This is a genomic window from Acidovorax sp. GW101-11A03 (assembly GCF_059424825.1).
The window spans coordinates 1-809 of the sequence record NZ_JBWKZU010000149.1 but is presented as its reverse complement, the minus strand read 5'-3'; the positions used below and the strand labels follow the sequence as shown (position 1 = coordinate 809).

The following is an 809-nucleotide window of genomic DNA, read 5'->3' as shown; positions in this document are numbered from 1 at the left end:
TCACATGCTGGCCCAGTTCGGCCTGGCGCTTGACGATCTTGCCCGCCACCCGAAAGCCCAGGCGCGACTCGACCCGCGCCCGCACCTCGCCCGAATACTCCAGGCTGGACTGCAGCGCACCCACGCCCACCGTAAGCAGTTTGACGGAGCGCACAGGCTCCTCGGGCGGTGCGGGGCGCGAACAGGCGGCCAGCAAAGAGGCGGTGGCCAGCACCAGCAAGAACCGGGGTTGCCGTTGGAGGGGCCGCAAAGCGGAGGGTGTGCGCATGGGAAATCCGGTGATTAAAAAGGGCCACAAGGAAGAAGCGACGGACAGCACGCGCAGCACGGGCCTCGCGACCTGCACTGCAACGGGATGGGGGCCAGTCTCCTTGTCCCTGAAAAGAATTGCTCTTGATTACTGACTGACCGGTTAGTAATCTATGAGAAGCGCCCCCACCTTGTCAAGCGACAATCCGGGGTGTGAACAACCGCCACAGCCCCTCCAACCCCTACAGCCCAACACCCCCGGCAGCTGCACCTGCTGCGGCTCCGGCCAGTGCCTCCACCGCGCCTGCGCCCTCCACGGTCCTGGCCGCACCCGTGACGCACTACGAGAACTTCCCCGTCGCCTCGTTGCTGTGCCCGCCCCACCTGCGCCAGCCCATCGCCGCCATCTACGCCTTTGCCCGCACGGCCGACGACATCGCGGACGAAGGCGATGCCACACCCGCTACCCGCCTGGCCGACTTGGCCACTTACCTTGCCGACCTGCGCGCGATTGCCCAGGGCCAGCCACCCTCGCCCCGCTGGGCCAGCGTGTTCCTGCC

The 809-nt window shown here is 67.1% G+C and carries 1 protein-coding gene and 1 pseudogene; one reads left to right on the top strand and one right to left on the bottom strand.

The window, feature by feature from the left end; translation table 11 throughout:
• Positions 1 to 268: pseudogene (locus AC07Z7_RS25115) on the bottom strand (efflux RND transporter periplasmic adaptor subunit); the annotation flags it as partial.
• 194 nt (positions 269 to 462) lie between these two features.
• On the opposite strand from AC07Z7_RS25115, the gene AC07Z7_RS25110 reads away from it, so the two are divergent.
• A partial coding sequence (locus tag AC07Z7_RS25110; RefSeq protein WP_494768050.1) for a squalene/phytoene synthase family protein occupies positions 463 to 809 on the top strand: 347 nt, incomplete at its 3' end.